The following is a 17,031-nucleotide window of genomic DNA, read 5'->3' on the forward strand; positions in this document are numbered from 1 at the left end:
TAATTGAATGCACCTTGTAAATATATTAAAAGAATATTAAATATCATAAAATTTTGTTTTATATCATTTTATTTTAAATAATTCAATTAATTCGTTTTAATCGTCTATTTTAACAAGTACTATAGGACTATGCTCCATATCACTTAAAATTTTCTCAGTTATAATATAGGTGTTATATTTTTTCATCAAATCGTGTATTGACTTAGTATAAGGTACTTGAGAGGTATCTGCAAGATTTGCAATATATAACAATAATTCCATGGAATATTTTTTATAACAATTATTTCCAGTTATTGTCAATGGTGTAGCGCCATATAGACCGCCCAAATTTAATAAATTCCCTATTTTACCTAAAATATAACCAAAAACTCCAATTCCTGATATTATACCTTCAGTAGCATAGGGTAATGCTGTTACATACCACTTATAAAACTTATAGGTTGCATCAGTATCAATTAACATAATCGTTAAATCTACGTCGAATTCCTTTTTTATTGCATTGTATAACTTATCCATGGTTTCTTTGGGCTTGGAAGGCAATAAAGAAGCATAAGTACCGGGTACGTTTGTTAAATCGATTCCTCCTTCAGAAGCAGGTTTTAAGGCATATATGAGTCCCACGTTATCAATTACAACTTGCTTATGTTTTAGAGTTTCTCTTTCGGGCATTTTTCTAAGATTTAATACTCGGTCAGGTCTTGTTTTTAACAATGGACCTAATATGTAACCCCAAATATATTTACTCCAATAATAACAAAAATAAGCACCTAATTTTGGCTTAGACTTATTCTCATCTACAAAATTACCCTGACTTGTGGATACAAATTTTTCACTGACTACCAGGATATCCCCGTCTTTTAGTAATAACGTACCTGCATTTACTTCTCTTCGTAGAGAATGAAGTGTTTCAAATATGAAATCATCGCCATTGTACAAATAATTAGTTTGTATTGGTTTAGCAGTTATTCTATTTTTTAAATCGTCAGAAATTTCAGAATTTATCTTATAATTTACTTTTACCATATTATCATCGATATTAACTAACAAAATTCTCTAAATTAGGATTATTTTTTGATTATTTTTTAATTTTATACGATATTTTAGTACGTAATAATACTTTATAATAATACATTACAATAATACTTTAATAGTTTTCCAAATTTCTCTAAATATTTGTATAAATAATATTTAAAAGTGCTTAATAACATAACTATAATATAATACAAATGTATAATTAATAACATGAAAATTTAATGAATCAAATAAATAAAAGTTTATAAATTTACTAAAAGATTAAGGGTGTAATTTTGTATTTAACTACTGAAGAAGAAAAAATATATAATGGGGAGTACGGAGAAACTCTCGAAATGTGTATGAATTTAATTGTATCTCTTGGGGACATTTATGGAGCTGAAAAATTGATTGACGTTACGTCAGCCCAGGTTTCCGGAGTTTCCTATAAAACTATCGGCGAAAAAGGACTAGAATTTTTAAGAGATATGTCAGATAGTGGCTTAAAAGTTTCAGTACCTACAACCTTAAACCCTGCAGGTATGGATTTAATAGATTATAAAAATATTGGATTTCCAGAAGATTTCGCAAAAAAACAGCTTGAAATCATAGATTATTTTGAAAAAATGGGAATTGAGTTAGGTTGTACGTGTACTCCTTACTTATCGGGCAATGTTCCAAGATTTAGAGACCATATATCCTGGGCTGAATCCTCTGCAGTATGCTACTCAAATTCCGTTCTCGGCGCCTATACTAACCGAGAAGGGGGGCCCTCTGCCTTAGCTAGTGCAATATTGGGTAAAACTTCATACTACGGTTATCACCTAGATGAAAATAGGATACCTAATTTTAAAGTTAATTTAGATTTGGACTTTGAAAAAATTGGTCTAAAATGCGATAATAAAATTAATAACATGGCGTCTTATGGATTAATAGGTAGATATGTAGGAAGAATTGTAAAAAACGGTATACCATACTTTAATTTTAGCAATGGACAAAAAAACGATGGATTGAATATCAAAAGTGAGTGTTTAAAAGGACTTGGAGCTGCATTGGCTGCGAGTGGTGGTGTTGCATTGTACCATTTTAATGGAATAACTCCCGAAGCCATCTGTACTTATGATAATGAATTTAATAAGGGTAATTTAAAATTTGACGATGAAATTACAATTACAAATGAAATGATTGAAGAAGAACTTTCAAAATTCAATAACGACCAAAAAATAGACTTAATATGTATTGGTTGCCCACACAGTGGAATAAGTGAAATAAAGACAATTGTTGATATCCTTCTGGAAGAGAAAAAACCGCTTAAAACAGATTTATGGGTTTGTACCTCAATATATACAAAAGCAATAGCCGATAGAATGGGGTATACAAAAATTATAGAAGATGCAGGCGGTAAAATAGTCGTAGATACATGTATGGTTGTTGCGCCTATTGAAAAAATGGGTTATAAATACGTAGCTACAAATTCCGGAAAAGCAGCCACCTATTTGCCTAACTTCTGTAGCAGTGAAGTAATATACGGTTCTATCGAAGAATTAATTAGAAAAGGATTAAATCAATAATTTAAATCAATTAATCACTTAGTTGCTAAAAAGTTGCTAAAAATATCAAAATTATATCTATAATCTTTTTATATAATATTTTTATACATATGAATAATATAAATATGTTGAATTTAATACAAGATTAGTTTAATTAAATTAGGTTATTTTTATTAGATAATTTTAAATTAAACTCATATGCGAATAAAAATATAATATGTAGTGTAACAGGTGTTTTTATGAATAAATTAACAATAGTTGGTGCAGGTTCCGGAGATAAGGAATTAATAACTGTTAAAGGGGCTAAAGCAATTGAAAACGCAGATATTATAATATATGCTGGCTCGTTGGTTAATCCAGAAGTTTTAACATATAATACAAGTGGGGCGCAAATATATAATAGTGCTTCAATGAATTTAGAAGAAGTTATAGAAGTAATTGTAAAAGGAATTAAAGAAAATAAAAAGGTAGTTAGGGTACATACTGGGGACCCTTCATTATACGGCGCCATAAAAGAGCAAATTGATGAATTAGAAAAACAGAATATTGGTGTAGAAATAATACCTGGTGTAACCTCATTATTTGCTGCAGCAGCTACCTTGAAATCTGAATTAACATTGCCGGATGTTTCACAGACTGTTATCATAACACGTCCAGTCGGTAGAACCCCAAAACCAAGCGAAGAAAGCTTAAAATCATTAGCTAAACATCAAGCGACTATGGCCATATATTTAGGTACTGGCATGATTGAAAAAGTATGTAAAGAATTAATAGAAGGCGGTTATCCAAAAGATACTGCAGTAGGCGTTGTATACCATGCTTCATGGGCTGATGAGAAAAAAATCATAGGAAATCTTGAAAATATAGCTCAAAAAGTTAAAGATGAAGGAATTACAAAAACAGCGTTAATAATTGTAGGGGATGTTTTAAGCCCTAAAAATTATGCATATTCAAAATTATACGATAAAAAATTTGAACATGAATATAGAAAAGCTAAACTTGATTAATTTGACAGATTAGCTAATTATATCTAACTTATTTTATTTATTATTTTATTTTTATTTCTTATTATTTATTTTTTAACTGTTCAGTTAATTTTTCATACAATATTTTTAAATCTGTTTTTGTAGATAAATCCGTATCTTCATTCATTAATTTTGATACTTTATTAATTAAATCATCTAAGTCATTTGAATTATTTATTAATTCAGAAATATAGCCCATATTTTGAATATAAGGCATTACATAAAGTTTTATATCTTCTTTTTGCTCTTCGGTTATCATATTATCACCAATATACTAAATATTAAATACCGAGTATTAAATCATCTTATATACTCATAAATATATCCATAGCTATATATAAAAATTATATTATATATTTTAAAAATAAAAAATGCTGATGATAATTTGGTAATTTGGTGATTTTATGGACCATTTAATTTCTACAAGAGATATAAACAAGAATGAAATAAGTAATATTTTGAAAATTGCCGAAGAAATGGAGAAATTACTTGAAGAAAAAAAGCCTTGCGAATTTATGAAAGGAAAACTTTTAGCAACGTTATTTTACGAACCATCTACTAGAACAAGGTTATCTTTTGAAACTGCTATGAAAAGGCTTGGGGGAAATGTAATAGGTTTTACAGATGCTAAAAGTACCTCCGTTACAAAAGGAGAAACTTTAAGAGACACAATATCTGTAATCGGAGGATATGCCGATTTAATAGTTATAAGACATCCATACGAAGGAGCTTCGAGACTTGCAAGCGAATGCTCAAAAATCCCTGTTATAAATGCAGGAGATGGCTCTAATCAACACCCTACACAGACTCTTTTAGATTTATACACGATAAAACGTGAAATTGGAAAAATAGATAATTTGAATATTGCTTTTATCGGCGACTTAAAATATGGCAGAACTGTTCATTCACTATGTCAGGCTTTATCATTATTTGAAAACGTAAATATTAGATTAATCTCGCCAAAAGAATTAAAAATGCCTCGAGAAATAATAGAAGATATCAAATCAAGTGTAAAATTAGAAGAAATGGAAGAAATGGATTTAGAAGATATTGATTGTATTTATATGACAAGAATTCAAAAAGAAAGATTCCCAGACCCTAACGAATACCACAAAGTTAAAGGAATTTATAAATTAAATAAATCACAAGTTGAAAATAAAAAAGTTATCGTAATGCACCCTTTACCTCGTGTTGATGAAATAGGGCAGGAATTAGATTCATTAGAACAGTCAGTATACTTTAAACAGTCATTTTATGGAATACCCGTTAGAATGGCAATATTAAAATTGTTATATGAATCCAATAATCAATAAATTAATCAATAAAATATATTATCATAGATAATTTTTTATATCATAATGTATTAACAATGTATAGATACTCGCATGCTCTCTCATTATTATCGGAAGTATTGTAATTATTTAAAAATGTTAAGAGTTAATTTATTACGAAGGGATGATTAACGTAATAAATAACAAAAAACGATTAAAATAATTAAAACTTAAAAAATTAAAAATAAACTAAAAATAAATTTAAAAATAATAAATAATAAGGTGTAATTATGGCAGTATGGCAAGGAAGAAGCGGTAGAAAATCTACTGGTGCAAAATTAAGAAGAATCGTTAAAAAACACAAAAGAGAAATGGGTAACTCACCTGTAGAAACCCACTTAACTGATTCAGTTAAAATTAAAATATTAAGAGGTAGAGGCGGAAGCAAAAAAGTTAAATTAGAAAGAACAAACTACGCTAACGTTTTCGACCAAGAAGCAAAAGTATGTAAAAAAGTTACAATTACAAACGTAATTGATAACGTAGCAAACAAACACTACATCAGAAGAAACGTTGTTACAAAAGGAGCTATCGTTGAAACTGAAATGGGTAAAGCTAAAGTTACCTCAAGACCTGGTCAAGACGGTATCGTAAACGCTATTTTAATCAAAGAATAATTCAATTATTCAAAAAAATTTTCTTTTTTCTAGTTTTAAACTTATTTTCTTTATAATGTTATCCAATTATCGTTTATTCGGCTATTTATTTAGGGTACTATCAATTTATATTTTACAAAAAAAAACTAAAAAAAATAGTAAAAAACTAAAAAATAGAATGAATATTAAAAAAAATATTAAAAAATATTAATAAATAAAAAATATAATTAATCTTTTAATTTACTCCTTTTAATCATGTAAAATTTATTACCTTTACAATCGCAGGTTAAATCTTCAATTCTTTTAATTTTGCCTCCGATTTCATAAATTTTTCCACATTTTTGACATTTATAATACCTTAATACAGGTTTTACCTGTCCAGTATATATTTTATCACTTTTTTCTTCCAATTTTACAAGGTTTTTACCAACGAGTCTTGCTAAAAATGTTGTGTTTCCAATGATTTCAGTACCTTCGTAAAAATTAAAACCAGGTAACATTTCAGCTATTAAAAAGTTCATGGCAAGTATGTTTTTTTGTAGTTGTATATGTTCATCGATAGGTTTGTGAGAAACTGCCAAATATAGAACACCATCTGAACCTAAAGCTTCAACACCCCTATTCATAAATAATTTTACACCTTCTAAGGTATATGGAGGGTCTGTAAATACTACATCGAACTTATCAATTAAATGTTTAGGTAAACCATTTCTGAAGTCGTGTTTTATGGTTTTTATGTTAAGTTTATTCTGTTTTGAGAAATATTTTATCATATCCAACAATCTTTCGTCAATATCTGCAACTACAATTTCCTTACACAAGCCACTCATAGCTACAGGTATGGACGTTAAATCATCATCGCCTACAAATAAAACTCTTTTACCCTCTAAATCGCCCCTATCTGCCATTATAGTAGCCCTATAAGTAGCAGTTTCAGGTGTAGCAAATGATTGGTCAATTAATGTGTTTACAGCAGGTCTTTCCTTAGCTATGTCTTTATGTCTTTTGTATATCTTTTCAAATTTATCATCAAAGACTACAGTTTTGCCAGCACACATCGGACATTTTAAATCATGTTTTAAAGATAAACCTAGGTTTTTCTCAACAAAATTTAAACCTTCTTTTGAATAATGAGCTCCTTTATCGTCTCTTTTTAATATCTTATCCCCTTCTAACATTGTTCTAACTTTTGAAACTATTGGAAGTGGTAATTTAGTGTATTGACCTATTTTCTTTGTAGATATTGGTTGATTACGGTATATACATCTTAATATATCGTAAATTGCCAATTCTCCTTCAGCTATTTTTGTTTTTTGAACTATTCTTCTTATTAATATTTTAAATTCTTTATTAGATGCTGAATCATCAACATTTTCTTTCATATTTTTTTTAGCTTTTTGGTTATTTCTTTTACCCATTTTTCCTATTACGTTCAAAATTTCACTCCGATAATGTGTAAATTATAAAAATTTATAAATAAACAAAATAATTTATAATAAATATCAATTATAAAAATACAAACTGTAGATTTGATAGATTAATATGATTTAAAATAAATTATAATCAATACTATGTTTTAAAGGATTAAGTATTTAAAATTATATTTCATATAAAAAAAGTTAAACAATACATTTAAATTTATGAATTAATTTGCCTAAAATAAAAAACATGCCAAGGGGGTGATTCGAACACCCGACAACTGGATCTTCAGTCCAGCGTTCTCCCAGGCTGAACTACCTTGGCAATATTCTATTTCATTAAGTCACGTAATAAGGATAGGGTTTATAGTATATAAATGTTTCGTTGATAGAGTGATAGAAACCTTTATATAGTATAACGTGTATTGTTATTGTGCTGACAAGATGTAAGCAAAGAATAATACAGAGCCTCCTTAGCTCAGTAGGTAGTAGCGACGGACTGTTAATCCGTAGGTCGCAGGTTCGAGCCCTGCAGGAGGCGCCATTTTTCTAAAAATTATTAACTCATTTTAATTGCATAGTAACGGACATTACATTATGGGCCCGTAGCTCAGGCTGGTTAGAGTGCTCGGCTCATAACCGAGTGGTCATGGGTTCAAATCCCATCGGGCCCACTTGTTTATTAAAATTGCTCCAGTGGTGTAGTCCGGCCAATCATGCGGGCCTTTCGAGCCCGCGACTCGGGTTCAAATCCCGGCTGGAGCACTTTATTTTTTATATCGTGTGCAGGGGTTGTCAAGCCTGGCCAAAGACGCAGGACTTAGAATCCTGTCCAGTAGTGGTTCCAGGGTTCAAATCCCTGCCCCTGCATTATTGGATATGTTATGTGGCCGAGGTAGGGTAGTGGCTATCCTGAGGGACTGTGGATCCCTCGACCCGGGTTCAATTCTCGGTCTCGGCCCCATTTTTTAAAATTTAACTTGTAGTATGTCGTTCTTTTTATTAGCTAAATATATTTATATATTTTAATATACAGGTATATTACAATTCTAATTGTAGTTATATGTTAACTCAGCGCATTTTTAAAAATTTATAAAATCCATTCCTGCATATTTTTTTATAGTATTATTAATTATGAATATTTGTAAAATAAACATATTATTGTAAAGATTATAATTAAATTAAGCAAAATAAAGGTTAAATTATGACTGCAACTAAAAAAATAGGAATTTTAGGAATACAAGGCGATGTAGAAGAACATATTGATTCAGTTTTAAAATTAGGTTATGAAGCCGTAAGAGTAAGAACTATTTCAGAATTAGAAGATATTGATGCTTTAATAATTCCAGGTGGCGAAAGTACCACCATGGGCAAAATAATGGATAAATATGGATTTATTGATAAAATAAGGGAGCTAAATCTTGAAAAAAATATTCCAATATTGGGAACTTGTGCAGGGATGGTACTTTTATCTAAAGAAACTGGTATAGCACAGCCCCTTTTAAAATTAATGGATGTTTCAATCGATAGAAATGCTTATGGTGGCCAGGTTGAAAGTTTCGAAAAAGAAATAGAACTGGAGGGAAACGTAGTTCATGCCGTATTTATAAGAGCCCCACTTGTAAAAGAATTAATGAGTGATGATATATCCATAATTTCTAAAAATGAAGATAGAATTGTAGGAATTATCCAAAATAACTGTATGGCAATTTCATTCCACCCTGAATTGTCCGAAGATGGAATTATTGTTTACAAATACTTCTTTGATAAATTTTTAAAATAAAATATTTTCTATTTTTATTTTATTTTTAATTTTTTATTGTTTTAAACACTTTTTTCAAATCAGCATACTAATTATTACACTTTTATCGAGATATTAAAATGTTTATTAACATATATTACATCAAAATAATATCGTAATATTTATATATTAACCATATAGATGTATTATTTATTATATATTATATCAAACTAAAATTCTATTAAATACTATACTATATATGGTGATAATTTGAATAAAAAATCCCTTTTATTAACTTCAATCTTAGGGATTTTTCTTGTATTAGCTTTTAGTGGCTGTACAGATCAGCAAACACCTGCTGATAGTACAGATACAGAAAAAATAGAAGGCGTTGTTAAAATATTCCACGCTGGAAGTTTAGCAGTTCCTTTCGAAGGATACGAAAAAGCTTTTGAAGAAAAATACCCTGGTACAGACGTTCAAAGAGAATCAGCAGGCAGTGTTGCATGTGTTAGAAATATTGTAGAATTAAATAAAAAAGCTGATGTTTTAGGTTCAGCAGACTACTCATTAATACCTAAAATGATGTACCCTGATTACGCAGACTGGTACTTAATGATAGCTAAAAATGAAATTGTTATTGCATACACTAACAAAAGTAAATTTACCAATGAAATAACTTCTGACAACTGGTATGAAATATTCCAAAAAGATGGAGTTAAATACGGTTTCTCAAGTGCTAACGATGACCCATGTGGTTACAGAACCCAAATGGTTATTAAATTAGCTGAAAAAACATACAATGACAGTACAATATATGAAAACTTAATTAAGAAAAACTCAAACTTCAACGTTGAAGAAAAAGACGGTAGCTTTGTAGTTAAAAGCCCTGCTGAAATAACAGTTAATACCGACAAAATCTTCATGAGAAGTAAAGAAGTAGATTTATTAGGCCCTCTTGAATCTGGTGCTTACGATTACTTATTCATATATAAGAGTGTTGCAAACCAACACAATTTAGAATATGTGGAATTACCTGATGAAATCAACTTAGGTGCTTACGACCAAGCTGATAACTACGCTAGAGCAAGTATCTTAATTGAAAGTCAAAATAAAACAATTGCTGCTGCACCAATCGTATACGGTGTTACAGTACCTACAAATGCAGAAAACAAAGCTGCAGGTATAGCATTTGTTAAATTCGTTCTAGAAAACCCACAAATATTTGAAAATGCAGGACAACCTGTTATTAAACCAGCAATTGGAAACGGAAATGTTCCAGCAGACTACGATGGTTTAGTTGAAATGGCTGCATAATTCAAATAATAAACATAATATTTATTTTTCTTTTTTATTTCTTTTATCGATGTTTTAAGTTGATAACCATATTTTAAAACCTAAAAAAATTTAATAAAATTTGTTGAATTATTTTTTAAATAATTTGTTAAATTAATACTTTATTTTTTATATAAATCCTTATTTTGGGATTATTTACTTCAGAATGTATAAGCTATTTATAAAGAATATGCCATACAATAATTATAATAATAATTTTTACAAAATATTTAAAAATTTTAAAGTATTAGATGTTTATAAGGTGCTATTATGAAAATAGGGATTATTGGAGCTGGATTAGGGGGATTATTTAGTGCAGCAATACTATCAAAAAAACATGATATAACAATTTACGAAAAACTTCCATATATCGGAGGTAGATTTACAAATTTAGACTATAAGGGCTATCAGTTAACGACTGGTGCTCTGCACATGATACCTCACGGTGCGAATGGTTTTTTTGGACAATTAGTTCAAGAATCAAACTGTGGTGCAAAAATAATCAACTCAAATCCTGATGGACTTTTTAGGATTAATAATACAAATTATGGTTTTGAAGAGCTGAAAAAGCTTGTAAGCTTTAAAGATAAATTAAAAGCTTTAAAGATGTTGGCAGATTTGAAATTAGGCACTGTTGATAAAGATATATCATTTGGAACCTTTTTAGAAGGGATACCCATAGCTGAAAAAGTAGGTAATTCATTTTCAGGCTGGGCTTTAAGTTTATCTTCGTACGAAACTCCAATAGATGAAGTTATAGCAATAAGTAAATACTATCATAAATTTGGAGGCCCGGGTATTCCATTAGGTGGCTGTAAAGGTATAATTGATGCCCTAGAGCAGGTTATCTTACAAAATGGTGGAATAATCCATAAAAATTACAGTGTGGATAAAATATACATACCTGAAAATGCCGAAGAAAAATGTACAATAAATGACGAAAATGAATTTGATATAATAATAAGCAATGCTTCACCAATAATAACTCAAAAAATTAGTAATTTAAACTTTATTAATAAAAATAAAATGCCAATACCATCTAAAGGTATCAAAGTTAGTATTGGTTCTAGGCATAAATTAATAACACATAATAGCGTAGTATTCACCACTGAATCGGAACGATTGAACGGTTTTAACCAACCATCGAATGTTGATAAATCATTAGCTAAAGAAGGACATAATTTAATAATGGCGCATGCTACTCAGATAAAAAATAACATAAACGATGAAATAGATTTAGTTTTAGAAGATATTGATAATTTATTTTCTGAAGAATTTACTGGCCATGAAAAAGAAGATTATAAAATACTTGCAATACAAACATATCGTGATGAATGCCCGGTTAACCATGCGTCCAATGGAACAGATTTAAAACCAGTGATTAATGATAAATTATACTTGGTTGGTGACGGCGTAAAAGGAAAAGGCGGTATTGAAGTAGAAGGTGTGTCATTAAGTGTTATTGAAGTACTAAATCACATTAATAAATTATAATATACTTTTTTTAATATATTTTGAATAGACGATAAAAATAGAATTAAAAAATTAAAATAAATAAACTAATATGAATAAAAATAGTAAATAGAAAATAGAAAAAAATTATTTTAGTGCATAAATACGATTTTTAATAAGTATTAGGTCCCACTATTGTATTATTACCATATTTTGAAGTACTGCCGAATTTTAAATAATATTTTCCATTCTCGTATTTTGGAGAATCGGAGTATCTAACATGATTGTCATAATATGTAATTTTAGGTTTTTCATTCATATTTGTAGTTAATACAATATTTCCATTGTTTAAACCCATATTAGTCCTAGTGTAGTCCTTATTCCAGTTTGAAAACTCTTCGAAAGAGCAGACCCACACCCTATTTGAATCGGTTAAATTTTTCAATACACTTTTATTGAAATAAATTGTATCCGTCACGTAAACACCAAATTCTTCATTTTCTGGTTGTTTATAGTAACTTCTTACGTACGACATTGAGTTTTGTGTACTTAAGAAATTAGGAACTTGTAATATTGATACATTGTTTTTAATATAGTAATTATTATCACCAGGTACTACAATGTATGAAATTCCATTATTTGGATTAACCAGGGTAGATTTCCATATTATATCTTCATTATCCGTATTATCAAATATCATATCTGTTAAGTTTTCATCTGAAGACGGTAATATAATTGCATTTACCCCATTTGTAGTTAAATATCCGTAATTTTTACAATACCAATAATTAAATGCATCATATTTATTTTTAAGTTCATTTTCTTCCCTTAAAGAAAGTTGTTCATCACCCAATGTCCAGGTTTGTCTTTTTATATCAGAATACCCAACATCTTCAAGAATCTCGTCGTTATCATACTGGAAATATCCTGTTTCTGAAGCTCTTGATTTCATCCAGTAATCTCCATTTGATAAGTATTGGTAATCATAACTTGTAGGATAATAACTACCTATTGGGTCATTTCTAATAGAATCTGGGCTTTTATCTAAATATACCATAGGATAAAAGCTAAAAGCCATTAAATCCATATTTTTAAGATATTTAGTATTATAGCCATTTCCATCGCCATATCTAGAATATAAATTATCATTCCTGGTTTCTTGCCTTAAAAACTCCTCTATGATATAAAATTCACGATACTTAGAAATTGATTCTTTTGTGTTTACATCTAAAACATTTAGATTTTCAGCACCTGTGGATATATATGTATAGTTTGATTTAATTTCTTTTGAATAATCATCTATTAACTTCAATTTTTTCAATATTAAATCCGAATCAATTACATCAACAATCATATTATATCCAGAAATCTGAATAACGCCGTCACCGGTACTATCTGGCATAATATTTTGTACTGCCACACCCCAAATCAAACTTTCATTGTAACCATTTGGAACTTTATTCAAGTATGCAAATTTACCCCCATTGTTGGATACAAAAGTTCCTAAGAAATCCATGAATTCCTTACTACTAAAATCTGGTTCCTTTGGTAAAAATATCTTTTTTGGAGATAATTCTACATACTCTTCAAAATATACCTTATTTCTATCAAAAGTATCTAATGCAAAATACTCTTCATTATCTATTTTAAAGATGTAATAAGGATATTCCTCTCGTGATCGCCCTATGTACTTTGTATAGTCAATTCTAGAGTAAATACCAAGCTTTTTCAAAAAACTTTCTCCTTCATTATTCACTTTAAAATTTTTATCTAAATAAAATATCACTAAATCATCAGAATTCATGTATTTTTCCAGCTCATAAGTCGATTTAACATTTGAAAGTGCGATAAACTTAATAGGTTCTTCACTAACCCACTTATATGCCACTTCTGAACTTACAGAGCCCATTAGTCCAAAAAGGATTGTAATTATTACAAAAGATAACATTAAAGCTTTATTATGCACTTTGGAACATTTTTTTGAATTATTTTTAATGCCTACGGTCATTTGCCCACCTAAACTTAGTTTGTACTAACTAACGTTTTAGTATTAATAAATTTAATAACAATAATCTATTATGTATTTAATTAACTATTTATCGCCTATGGCTAATTTAAAAAAATTTACAGAATGTTTAAATTGTATCTATTATAATATATTGTTTTTTAAATTTTTATAGCTTTTCAATAAATAAATATGATATTCAAATTTTTAAAACTATATACATAAACACTTACACAAAAAAATATTAAATAACGGATTATAGACTTAAAATATTTAAAAGTTAAAAATGGGATATTATGAAGATAAAATTTAAAACAGTTTTAACTCTTTTTTTACTGCTACTCACAATTACCCCCGGACTCTGTAAAGATGAAGAAGGTGTAAAAATTACCAAAATATGGAATCAAGGTCAAAATCCTATGGAAGGGGGTCCAATGATAGATACAAGCTCCCCCATAATCTATTTAAGCTTGGTAAATTACGATGAGTATCAACAAAATGTAAAAGTAGTGGCCAAATGGGATGATACCACTTGGGAATCGCCTTATATCCCACTATCGCCAAATACACATATTGAAAAAATTGTAGAAGTTAAGCCCCAGTTTACGGAAATAGGGGATAATAAAGTAGATATCGATTTGATCAACGATGATGGCGAAAATGTAGGATCTAAATCTATAACTATTGATGTAAGAAGTCCAATGGATGTAAAATATATTAACTGTAGTGGTAGCTACACAGAAGAAAATAAAAAAACACTCGAATATTGTACTGGAAATTGGTTTACTATCACTTTAAAAAGCAATCCTTATGCTCAGTCTGATTATGAGGTTGTAACTTGGATAAGTGCTGTATCCACTGATTATGATGAGGATTCAAGTGAATCCGAGGAAGAGGACAATGAAGATGTATATTACAATGGCGTTAATGATAAAAAAACTATATATATGCCATTAAATTCAGAAAAGGAAGTGAGTTTTAGAGTTCCTAAAATAGAATCCGAAGACGAACAATTTAAAATACAGGTTCATACTCAGACAATGGGTTTGCACAGTTACACTACTAATGAACAGGAAACTATTAAGAAAAAAGTAGGTAATTATATAACATATGATCTTAAAGAAACTAAAAAATCATTCTCATTTCCTATTATATTAAATGATTTTGAAGTTTTAACTAAAATAAACGATAGCTATGATGATTTATTAAGAGATTATTATAATAAATATAGAATACAGGACGAAGAAATTTTAGATTATTTAAATAAGGATAGATATGGAAATTCAGAATTAATACCTAGGGCATATTTAAAAAATGAAAAATATCCCATAATTGTAAAATTAAATTATACTAATTATTATGATGAAGATTTAGAAGTACGTGTTAAAATTAAAGATGAAGATGAAAATATTCACTATAATGAATTATGCAAATTTGAAGAGTCAGACTATACTGTAAAATATATACTTTTAAACATGTTACCCGATAAAAACAAAATAGATATTATTACAGAGTTAAAAACATTGTCTGGTTACTACATAAATACGTTAGAAGAAGATGCTGATGAAGAATACATCGAAGTACCCCCAATTACCATTACAGATGTGGATTTCCCTTATGATAAAGATGTTCAAAGAGTATCCAATCACTCTGGTAATATATTAGTTGGTAAAACGTATCCCTTAAAACTTACTCTTAAAAATATATACAATAAAACAATTAGCGGTACATTAGAACTTTCTGATGAATTTATAGATGGTGCAGTTAACTACAGTGAAGAGGAAATTAAATTCGAACTACCTGCCCATGAAACGAAAACATATACGGTGAATGTTAAATTCAACAGAGAAATAAACGGAGATATATCTGCAAAAGTAATAATCCCCGAAAGAATAACTGAAGATGATCATGAATTAAAATTACACTTTAATGTGTTTAACATATTCCAATTTGGTGATATGAACTACAACAACACGGTATTGCCCAGAGCTACTGTTGTAGGGAATAATGGAGGTTTATTCATACCTCAGCCTGTTGCAGGATTTGAAAATGAACTATTCATAACTTTGAGAAATAAACTATCTGTTCCAGTAGATTGTACAATGCAGATCGAAACATATGATTTAAATGGAAAATTAAGAGCACAAAGTGATATAGTAAATACTCAATTAAAGCCGGGCTATTCGACAATAGATTATGAAACTTTCAACTTTAAAATAAATTATGAGGAAGGATTTAGTGGATATACATTGCTAAGAATAAAGCCACATAACGAATTTAAAGACTTTGAATATTGCTACTTTGTAGGCTCGACTTCAAATATATACCCTCAAATGAATGCTAAAATAGGTAGATTTTCAAATATAGATGTATTAGGTAGAATAAAAAGTAATACTGTAGAATCAACTACGGTATTAGCACCAATAAACATATATGACTTTGAAACCCAGGATGATGGGTTATCGTTAAAGTTATCTTCAGGATTAGTAAGCATATATCCAGTTGACCTTAACTTTGAATACTGGATAAGTATATACAAAGATGACGAAAAAATACATGAAACAATACCTAAAAATATATATCTTCATTCGATGGAAGTAAAACCGATTACTTTAAAATTCAATGAAAAATTAAAAGACGGAAACGAATATAAAATTGAAATAAATACAAAAATACCAGATTTTGTTAGTGTAAATGGTGTTTTAAAACCTGTCACATTGAAAAAATCCATTAAAATAAAATACGAAAATGGGAAAAATTCAATAGTGGAAGATGAAGAAGAAACCTCCAATATAAATAATAGATATGAAATTGCAAATAATAAAGATGAAGAAGCCAAAGATATTGCCAATCAAGACAATACCCCAAATCAAAATGCAGATACAGATATAAAAACTACGTCTGATGTCGAAGAAAATCAAGACAACGGTTCTGATGATATGATTTCAAATATATTCGGTTCGATAACTGGGGCAATAAAATCGATACCTATTATAGGGGGGCTTATAAACTAAATAGCTCCCATAATTAATTTATATTTAATAATATTTTAATTTTTTTTAGATTTTTTAAGAGATTTAATAATACCTATTTTAATTTTTTTAATATTAAATATTACTAAATAGATAAACGTGATAAAAACTAACTGCGTTTATCAATGTATTATGCTTTTTATCCAGTAATTAAAGGATAATTATATATTATAACGATTAAAAGTTATTAAATTATCAAATAGGATATTTAATTACTATTATTTAAAAAATAGACATTTCAAACTAATTTTATAGTAATACTATATAAATGATTGCTCGTCAACATTTATACTATATATTACTTTCGATATATGTTATAAATATTGTCCATTAATAAATCTAATATTTAGTTCTTTTAAGTAGGTTATATTTATATATAATAAACAATACAACTATATATTAGTTTATTTAGTAATACGACCCTTTGTAAATATTTAGTATAGATATTGTTTCAACATTGTATAATGTTTAAATCTTTATGGATAATGTTGTCAAATTAGTAACAATTTAGTAATAGTTTATAAGTATATATGTC

At 28.6% G+C, this 17,031-nt stretch carries 12 protein-coding genes and 6 tRNA genes; 13 read left to right on the forward strand and 5 right to left on the reverse strand.

Going from position 1 to position 17,031, the window contains the following annotated elements:
* Window positions 1–96: 96 nt before the first annotated feature.
* Window positions 97–1,023 (reverse strand): coenzyme F420-0:L-glutamate ligase, encoded by a 927-nt coding sequence (locus tag J2127_RS02025; protein ID WP_209731761.1) that lies wholly within the window; start codon window positions 1,021–1,023, stop codon window positions 97–99.
* Between the two features lie 284 nt (window positions 1,024–1,307).
* On the opposite strand from J2127_RS02025, the gene J2127_RS02030 reads away from it, so the two are divergent.
* Window positions 1,308–2,582, forward strand: a complete 1,275-nt coding sequence (locus J2127_RS02030; protein ID WP_209731762.1) for an aconitase X catalytic domain-containing protein — start codon at window positions 1,308–1,310, stop codon at window positions 2,580–2,582.
* A 218-nt stretch (window positions 2,583–2,800) separates the two neighbouring features.
* On the forward strand, window positions 2,801–3,568 hold the full coding sequence (gene cobM / locus J2127_RS02035) for a precorrin-4 C(11)-methyltransferase (RefSeq protein ID WP_209731763.1): 768 nt from the start codon (window positions 2,801–2,803) through the stop codon (window positions 3,566–3,568).
* Between the two features lie 61 nt (window positions 3,569–3,629).
* Here the strand turns inward: cobM and J2127_RS02040 are convergent, their stop codons facing one another.
* Window positions 3,630–3,845, reverse strand: coding sequence for a hypothetical protein (locus J2127_RS02040; RefSeq protein WP_209731764.1), 216 nt, complete (start codon window positions 3,843–3,845; stop codon window positions 3,630–3,632).
* 145 nt (window positions 3,846–3,990) lie between these two features.
* On the opposite strand from J2127_RS02040, the gene pyrB reads away from it, so the two are divergent.
* Window positions 3,991–4,899, forward strand: a complete 909-nt coding sequence (pyrB, locus tag J2127_RS02045; RefSeq protein WP_209731765.1) for an aspartate carbamoyltransferase — start codon at window positions 3,991–3,993, stop codon at window positions 4,897–4,899.
* 248 nt (window positions 4,900–5,147) lie between these two features.
* Window positions 5,148–5,534 (forward strand): 30S ribosomal protein S8e, encoded by a 387-nt coding sequence (locus J2127_RS02050; protein WP_209731766.1) that lies wholly within the window; start codon window positions 5,148–5,150, stop codon window positions 5,532–5,534.
* Window positions 5,535–5,740: 206 nt separating this feature from the next.
* On the opposite strand, the gene J2127_RS02055 is transcribed toward J2127_RS02050, so the two are convergent.
* Both J2127_RS02055 and J2127_RS02060 read right to left on the reverse strand, forming a co-directional pair.
* Entirely contained in the window at window positions 5,741–6,949 is a 1,209-nt protein-coding gene (locus J2127_RS02055) for a bis-aminopropyl spermidine synthase family protein (RefSeq protein ID WP_209731767.1), read from the reverse strand.
* Between the two features lie 233 nt (window positions 6,950–7,182).
* Window positions 7,183–7,256 (reverse strand) — tRNA-Phe (locus J2127_RS02060).
* A 142-nt stretch (window positions 7,257–7,398) separates the two neighbouring features.
* On the opposite strand from J2127_RS02060, the gene J2127_RS02065 reads away from it, so the two are divergent.
* From J2127_RS02065 to J2127_RS02100, 8 genes are all read left to right on the forward strand, one after another.
* Window positions 7,399–7,475, forward strand: a tRNA-Asn gene (locus J2127_RS02065).
* A gap of 55 nt (window positions 7,476–7,530) precedes the next feature.
* Window positions 7,531–7,605: transfer RNA gene (locus J2127_RS02070), tRNA-Ile, on the forward strand.
* A gap of 16 nt (window positions 7,606–7,621) precedes the next feature.
* Window positions 7,622–7,696 (forward strand) — tRNA-Glu (locus tag J2127_RS02075).
* A gap of 20 nt (window positions 7,697–7,716) precedes the next feature.
* Window positions 7,717–7,801, forward strand: a tRNA-Leu gene (locus tag J2127_RS02080).
* Window positions 7,802–7,820: 19 nt separating this feature from the next.
* Window positions 7,821–7,895: transfer RNA gene (locus J2127_RS02085), tRNA-His, on the forward strand.
* 240 nt (window positions 7,896–8,135) lie between these two features.
* Window positions 8,136–8,714 (forward strand): pyridoxal 5'-phosphate synthase glutaminase subunit PdxT, encoded by a 579-nt coding sequence (pdxT, locus tag J2127_RS02090; protein WP_209731768.1) that lies wholly within the window; start codon window positions 8,136–8,138, stop codon window positions 8,712–8,714.
* A gap of 228 nt (window positions 8,715–8,942) precedes the next feature.
* Complete coding sequence (gene wtpA, locus J2127_RS02095) at window positions 8,943–9,989, forward strand: tungstate ABC transporter substrate-binding protein WtpA (protein ID WP_209731769.1); 1,047 nt, start codon at window positions 8,943–8,945, stop codon at window positions 9,987–9,989.
* Between the two features lie 288 nt (window positions 9,990–10,277).
* Window positions 10,278–11,501, forward strand: coding sequence for an NAD(P)-binding protein (locus J2127_RS02100; protein WP_209731770.1), 1,224 nt, complete (start codon window positions 10,278–10,280; stop codon window positions 11,499–11,501).
* 130 nt (window positions 11,502–11,631) lie between these two features.
* On the opposite strand, the gene J2127_RS02105 is transcribed toward J2127_RS02100, so the two are convergent.
* Complete coding sequence (locus tag J2127_RS02105) at window positions 11,632–13,467, reverse strand: hypothetical protein (RefSeq protein WP_209731771.1); 1,836 nt, start codon at window positions 13,465–13,467, stop codon at window positions 11,632–11,634.
* A gap of 293 nt (window positions 13,468–13,760) precedes the next feature.
* Here J2127_RS02105 and J2127_RS02110 point away from each other — a divergent pair, with 293 nt between their 5' ends.
* Entirely contained in the window at window positions 13,761–16,478 is a 2,718-nt protein-coding gene (locus tag J2127_RS02110; RefSeq protein ID WP_209731772.1) for a hypothetical protein, read from the forward strand.
* The last annotated feature ends 553 nt before the right edge of the window (window positions 16,479–17,031 follow it).

This window comes from Methanococcus voltae, assembly GCF_017875395.1.
Lineage (GTDB): Archaea > AGJL01 > Methanococci > Methanococcales > Methanococcaceae > Methanococcus > Methanococcus voltae_C.

What these genes read in the sequence shown, in the direction of transcription:
- J2127_RS02025 (WP_209731761.1), bottom strand. Translation starts at nt 1,023, where the DNA reads ATGGTAAAAGTAAATTATAAGATAAATTCTGAAATTTCTGACGATTTA.
- cobM (WP_209731763.1), top strand. Translation starts at nt 2,801, where the DNA reads ATGAATAAATTAACAATAGTTGGTGCAGGTTCCGGAGATAAGGAATTA.
- J2127_RS02040 (WP_209731764.1), bottom strand. Translation starts at nt 3,845, where the DNA reads ATGATAACCGAAGAGCAAAAAGAAGATATAAAACTTTATGTAATGCCT.
- pyrB (WP_209731765.1), top strand. Translation starts at nt 3,991, where the DNA reads ATGGACCATTTAATTTCTACAAGAGATATAAACAAGAATGAAATAAGT.
- J2127_RS02050 (WP_209731766.1), top strand. Translation starts at nt 5,148, where the DNA reads ATGGCAGTATGGCAAGGAAGAAGCGGTAGAAAATCTACTGGTGCAAAA.
- pdxT (WP_209731768.1), top strand. Translation starts at nt 8,136, where the DNA reads ATGACTGCAACTAAAAAAATAGGAATTTTAGGAATACAAGGCGATGTA.
- J2127_RS02100 (WP_209731770.1), top strand. Translation starts at nt 10,278, where the DNA reads ATGAAAATAGGGATTATTGGAGCTGGATTAGGGGGATTATTTAGTGCA.
- J2127_RS02105 (WP_209731771.1), bottom strand. Translation starts at nt 13,467, where the DNA reads ATGACCGTAGGCATTAAAAATAATTCAAAAAAATGTTCCAAAGTGCAT.
- J2127_RS02110 (WP_209731772.1), top strand. Translation starts at nt 13,761, where the DNA reads ATGAAGATAAAATTTAAAACAGTTTTAACTCTTTTTTTACTGCTACTC.